Here is a 5,013-nt window from a genome sequence, read left to right on the forward strand (position 1 = left end):
CCACCGAGATCACCACGAGGGACGTGCACCAATACGCCGACGTGGCGCTGTCCGAACACTACGAGAGAGTGCTCAGAGGGGTCGCCGCCGCGCGGTTCGACGGAGACGATCGCCGGGTGCGAACGTGGTTGCGGCTCACCTTCGGCGACCGGCAGCCGGTCAGGCAGAACACGATCAGGAGCGCCGGCGCAGTCCTTCGGCGGGGAGCGGGACAACGCCAAGATCGCGATGCTGTCCGCCATGTACGGCGGCACCAGCGGCGACGCCCCCAAGCTGCTGGCGATGATGCGGCAGCGCTTTCCCCAGGCCTACCAGTTCGTGGAGGACGCGGCCAAGGCGGGGGAGGAGGGGCGGCTCGTGCGGTCCTGGCTCGGCCGCACCTCGCCGCCGCCCTCGTCACGGTGGAAGGAGCTGGTGTCGGGGCCCGAGGGCGGGCGCGCGGCCAGGGACCGGGGGCGGTTCACGCGCAACTTCGTGGTGCAGGGCACGGCCGCCGAGTGGGCGCTGGCACTGCTCGCGGTGTTGCGCGGGTTGCTGCCTCCGCCCGCGCGGCTGGTGTTCTTCCAACATGACGAGGTGATGGTGCACTGCCCGATCGCGCAGGCCGAGGAGGTGATGGCGGCCGTGTCGGCGGCGGCGGAGGAGGCCAGCATGCTGTTGTTCGGGCGGACGCCGGTGCGTTTTCCGATGGAGGCGGTCGCGGTGGCCTGCTACGCCGACGCCAAGTGACCGGGGCGGGTCAGCCGGTGCGGTAGTGGGTGGCGGCCAGCCACAGGCCCGCGAGGGCGACCATGACGCCGACGCCCAGGCCGAGGGCGCCGTAGGACAGGACGCCGACGATGACGCCGGCCACGATCGTGCCCGCGGCGCCGCAGACGTTCATCAGCAGGTCGGACAGCCCTTGGACGCCGGGGCGGCGGTCGATCGGCACCGACTCCGTGACCAGGGCGGAGCCGGCCACCAGCCCGCACGACCAGCCCAGGCCGAGCAGCACCAGCGCGGCCGTCACCTGCCACACCCGGTGCCCCGCCGTGCCGGCCAGGGCGGCGGCGCCGAGCAGCAGGGCCATGCCGAGCACCAGCACCGGCACCTTGCCCGCCTTGTCGGCCAGCCAGCCCACGACGGGGGACAGCACGTACATGCCCGCGATGTGCAGGCTGATCACGAGCCCGATGACCTCCAGGTTCGAGCCGTCGTGGTGGAGCTTGACCGGGGTCATCGACATGATGGACACCATCGCGGTGTGGCTGACCGCGATCATGACCAGCGCCCGGCGGGTCATCGGGGTGGTCCGCAGGGTCTGCCAGGCGGTCCTGACCGTGTGGTGGCGCGCCGAGCCGGGATCTCCGGCGCCGGTGAGCCGCCGGGCCAGCGTCAGCGGGTCGGGCCGCAGGAAGACGATGACGACGATCAGCGCCATCGCGAACGCCAGCGCCGCGAACGCGAACGGCCCCGCCTTCTCCACCAGCCCGAGTCGCATGCCGATCTGGTCGGCGGGCCTGGCCAGGTTGGGGCCCGCCACGGAGCCGATGGTCGAGGCCCACACGACCAGCGACAGGTGCCTGGCCGAGCGGCCCTTCGGCGACAGGTCCGTCGCCGAGTACCGCGCCGCCAGGCCCCCCGCGGTGCCGCCGCCCACCAGCACCAGCCCCGCTAACAGCAGCGGCCACGAACGCAGGCTGATCGCCAGCACCGAGATCACACAGCCCGCGAGCGCCGCCACGTACGCCAGTGACAGGCCCGCGCGGCGCCCGCTCCTGCCGGAGGCCTTGGCCGTCGGGAGGGCCAGCAGCGCCGCGCCGAGCACGGTGGCCGTCCCGGCGAAGCCGCTGATGACCGTGGAGCCCGACAGCTCGTCGACCACGACCGAGCTCAGCGCCAGCCCGACGGCGACCCCCACGCCACCCATGATCTGCGCGGCCGACAACACGCCCAAGGTGCGGCGCTGGACGATTCTGATCCGGTCAGAAGGGGAGACAGCGGGCTTTGTGGGGGTGCTGGTCACGTGTGAAGTCTCGCATAGCCCCCGACATCACCCCAAAGAGGACAGTCATCCCCTTGCTGAGGGAAGGCCCTTTTTCTGCGCCATTTCAGAGAATGGTGACGGCATCTCCTGTCGCGATCCGGCCGGGCCCGTCCGGGATCAGGTTGATGCCGAACCAGACCTTGCCGTCCCACCTGCGGTGCTTGGACAGCGTCCGGATGGGTTCCTTGCCCTTGGTGTACGTGGCCGTGTCGATCGTGGTCAGCACGCACCGGTCGCAGATCTTGGTCACCCGGAAGTCGACCGCCCCGATGCGCACCCGCTTCCACTCGTCCTCCGCGAACGGCGTGCCGGCCCCGTCGACCACCACGTTCGGCCGGAAGCGGTGCATCGGCAGCGGCTCGGGCGCCTCCTCGCCGCGCTCCAGCGCGCCCTCGGCGATCCAGTCGTTGAGCTGGACAAGCGAGGCGGTGGAGGTCAGCAGCAGTGGGTACGCGTCCGCCAGGCTGACGCGGTCCTCCGGGCGGCCGTACGCAGGGTCGACCGGGCGGCGGGTCGGGTCGTCGAGCCACTTCAGCCTGACCGGCCGCCCCGCCAGCTCCGACAACCAGCGTGCCGCCTCGTCACCGCAGTCGGTGAGCTCGATGAGCGTGCCCCGCACGTCGATCGCGGACGTCACGCCGTCCGGGGCGACGCGCAGCGGCGCGGCGTGCGGGCCGGTCAGCGTGAGCGTGCCGCGGTCGACCGTGGCCACGCAGGCCAGCAGGCGCGGCAGCTCCCGAGCGGTCAGCATCCCGCCGCGCTCGTCGACGATCATGTAGCGCCGATCGTCCGCCAGGCCCCAGGGCTGCACCTCGGCCTCGTGGATCTCGTGTCCGGCGGTGGACTTGACGGGGTAAAAGTGGATGCTCGCCAGCCTCATGCGGCCGACCGTACCTCACCGGCCGAAGCCGGCTCCGGGGTGGTCGCTCGGTGCGCGCGGGCGGCGAGGGCCACCGTGGCGAGGGACACGACGCCGATCGCGGCGCCGATCCAGGCGACCGACGGGTAGCCGAGGCCCGCGCCGATGGCCACGCCGCCCAGCCACGGGCCGGCGGTGATGCCGACGTTGAAGGCGGAGACGTTCACGGCGGCGGCGAGCGTCGGGGCGTTCTTGGCCAGGGCGAAGACGCGGGTGTTGAGCGCGGGGTTGGTGCCGAAGCCGAAGGCCCCCAGCAAGAAGATCACCGGGATGGCGAGCAGGGGCACGGACGCCGCCAGGGCCAGTGCCACCGAGGCGAGGACGAGGCCCGTGACGCCGATGGAGAGGGAGAGGAACGGGCGGGCGTCGGCGGTCCTGCCACCGATCGAGATGCCGATCAGGCAGCCGACCCCGTAGAGGGCCAGGACGGCGGGCACCCACGCGGAGTCCAGGCCCGTGGTGTCGACGAGCATCGCGCTCAGGTAGCTGAAGGAGGCCAGGAGGGCGCCCGTCGTCAGCGCGGTGGTGCTGTAGGAGAGCCAGAGTCTGGGGCTGTTCATCGAGCGCAACTCATCGGTGAGACGCGAAACGGAGGTCACGTCTTCGGCCCTGGCGTCCCCGGCGCCGGTCCCGCTCGTGCCTGGCCTGCCGCCCGGGATGGTGGCGAGGACGCCGGCGGCGGCGAGGGCCGACAGGGCCGCGACGGCCCAGAACGCAGCCCGCCAGCCGAGGTTCTGGCCGATGACCGTCCCGGCGGACAGGCCGATGATGGTGGCGACGGTCAGCCCGCCGGCGAGGACGCTCATCGCCTTGCCGCGGGCGTTCGCGGGCACCAGGCCGATCACGGTGCTCGCGGCCACGGCCCAGAAGCCCGCGTACACGAAGGCGCCGACGACCCTGGTCACGAACAGCATGCCGTAGCTCGACGTCAGCGCGCCCACGACGTGCGACAGCACGAAGACCACGAGGAACGCCAGCAGCGCCGTCCGGCGCGGCCAGCGCAGCGTGACCGCGGCCAGCACCGGCGCGCCGACCAGCATCCCCATCGCGAACGCCGAGATCAGCAGTCCCGCCTGCGGCACGGACACGCCCAGGTCGGCGGCCATCTCCGGGAGCAGCCCGGCCAGCATGAGCTCCGAAGTGCCCTGAGCGAAGATCGACAAGCCAAGTATGTAGACCGCCAACGGCATGGCGGACTCCCTCCATGTTTTAGATTGATCAGTTCAAAACGCGGGGGCGAAAAAGTCAGAAGGTGCTCAGCGCGGTCCCCGCGACGGACTCGAGCGCGGCCCGGTCGGCGCCGCTGCGGGCCATCACGCGCAGCCCGCCGACCGTGGCGACCACGAAGCGCGCCAGTGCGAGCGGGTCCTTGGTCGCGTCGATCTCGCCCCGTGAGCGGGCGGTCTCGAACGCCGAGCGCACCATCGCGAGCCGCTTGTCGTTGTCGCGCCGCAACATCCCGGCCACCTCCGGGTCGCGCGGCGCCAGCTCGATCATCGAGTTGATCACCAGGCAGCCGGCGGGGTCCTCCGGGTCGGGCTCGACCGCCCACCAGAGCACGGTCCTGACCTTCTCCCTGACCGGCAGGTCGCCGTCCATCAGCTCGGCGAGCACGGCGTTGCGCTCGTCCATGTAGTGGCGCAGCGCCTTGCTGAACAGGTCGTGCTTGCTGGCGAAGGTGTTGTAGATGCTGCTGCGCCCGAGCCCGGTGGCCGCGCACAGGTCCTGCGTCGAGGTGGCCTCGTAGCCCGCCGTCCAGAACGCGCGCATGGCCGCCTCGAGCGCCAACTCCTCCTCGAACTTCCTCGGTCGCGCCATGCATCGCACGCTAGCACGTTTTGGAACGATTGGTGCAATACAGAGAGGCGCGTGCCCCTGTGTGGACGAATGTCTCTTCGTTGTTGGGTTTGGGGCTATGCGGGGGGCTTGCCCCCCGCATAGCTAGTGCCGCGTCAGGCCACGTTTGCCCTCTTGACAATCCTGCGTAGGCGAGGATTGTCGGTGTTGCGGTTTCGCCAGGCGATGTAGCGGCGGATCATGCTGCCCTGCTCGCGGTGGCCGGTGTGGT

At 71.3% G+C, this 5,013-nt stretch carries 6 protein-coding genes; 1 reads left to right on the plus strand and 5 read right to left on the minus strand.

Annotation, left to right across the window (positions count from 1 at the left end; all coding sequences use genetic code 11):
- Positions 1–242: hypothetical protein (locus ETD86_RS57710; RefSeq protein ID WP_211370887.1), on the minus strand; the 242-nt coding region annotated here is incomplete at its 3' end.
- Here ETD86_RS57710 and ETD86_RS52505 point away from each other — a divergent pair.
- Positions 229–729 carry a hypothetical protein gene (locus ETD86_RS52505; RefSeq protein ID WP_342779370.1) on the plus strand — a complete coding sequence of 167 codons (501 nt, stop codon included), beginning with the start codon at positions 229–231 and terminating at the stop codon, positions 727–729. The two genes, ETD86_RS57710 and ETD86_RS52505, sit on opposite strands and share 14 nt — an antisense overlap.
- A 10-nt stretch (positions 730–739) precedes the next feature.
- Here ETD86_RS52505 and ETD86_RS52510 read toward each other — a convergent pair whose 3' ends face one another.
- The 4 genes from ETD86_RS52510 to ETD86_RS52525 form a co-directional block, all read right to left on the minus strand.
- Positions 740–2,005: an MFS transporter gene (locus ETD86_RS52510; protein ID WP_246149498.1), complete on the minus strand. Its 1,266-nt coding sequence runs from the start codon at positions 2,003–2,005 to the stop codon at positions 740–742.
- A gap of 85 nt (positions 2,006–2,090) precedes the next feature.
- Positions 2,091–2,906 (minus strand): MOSC domain-containing protein, encoded by an 816-nt coding sequence (locus ETD86_RS52515; RefSeq protein WP_138674093.1) that lies wholly within the window; start codon positions 2,904–2,906, stop codon positions 2,091–2,093.
- Positions 2,903–4,135 carry a Cmx/CmrA family chloramphenicol efflux MFS transporter gene (locus tag ETD86_RS52520; protein ID WP_138674094.1) on the minus strand — a complete coding sequence of 411 codons (1,233 nt, stop codon included), beginning with the start codon at positions 4,133–4,135 and terminating at the stop codon, positions 2,903–2,905. Before ETD86_RS52520 ends, ETD86_RS52515 begins: the two co-directional genes overlap by 4 nt.
- A gap of 55 nt (positions 4,136–4,190) precedes the next feature.
- The gene (locus ETD86_RS52525) at positions 4,191–4,763 is read right to left on the minus strand and encodes a TetR/AcrR family transcriptional regulator (protein WP_138674095.1); all 573 of its coding nucleotides are present in this window, start codon (positions 4,761–4,763) and stop codon (positions 4,191–4,193) included.
- Positions 4,764–5,013: the final 250 nt, after the last annotated feature.

The organism is Nonomuraea turkmeniaca (assembly GCF_005889735.1).
GTDB lineage: Bacteria > Actinomycetota > Actinomycetes > Streptosporangiales > Streptosporangiaceae > Nonomuraea > Nonomuraea turkmeniaca.